General features: G+C 55.6%; 1 protein-coding gene. It reads left to right on the forward strand.

The genetic code is table 11. From position 1 onward, the window contains the following. Positions 1-599: calcium-binding protein (locus BN3772_RS30415; protein WP_042204531.1), on the forward strand; the 599-nt coding region annotated here is incomplete at both ends.

A 599-nucleotide genomic window follows, 5' to 3' on the forward strand; every position in this document is an offset into this window, starting at 1 on the left:
AGCGGAGACGATGTGCTGGATGGAGGAAGCGGAGACGACAAGCTGTACGGGGACCGGCTGAGTGCAAACGGATCATCGAGCTACAACGGCAATGACACGTATGTGTTCGGGAAGGGCTACGGGCAGGATACAATCTACGACTACGATGCAGCCAGCGGCTATGTGGATACGATCCAGATGCTGGTGAACCCGGAGGAAGTGGATGTAATGCAGGATAACATGGACCTGATGATCCGCATCCGGGAGACAGGCGAGAAAATCCGGGTGAACTCGTACTTCAAGGGCTCCGCATACAAAGTGGAGCGGGTGACGTTCGCAGACGGAACGGTATGGACTCAAAGCAAACTGGAATCCAAAGTGATTACCGAAGGTACGGAAGGCAATGACGTGTTGTATGGAGTGGACGGCTATGCAGACTGGATGCGGGGTCTGGCCGGCAACGATACCCTGTACGGAGGCAGCGGAGACGATGTGCTGGATGGAGGAAGCGGAGACGACAAGCTGTACGGGGACCGGCTGAGTGCAAACGGATCATCGAGCTACAACGGCAATGACACGTATGTGTTCGGGAAGGGCTACGGGCAGGATACAATCTACGA

The organism is Paenibacillus camerounensis (assembly GCF_000723885.1).
Lineage (GTDB): Bacteria > Bacillota > Bacilli > Paenibacillales > Paenibacillaceae > Paenibacillus_AQ > Paenibacillus_AQ camerounensis.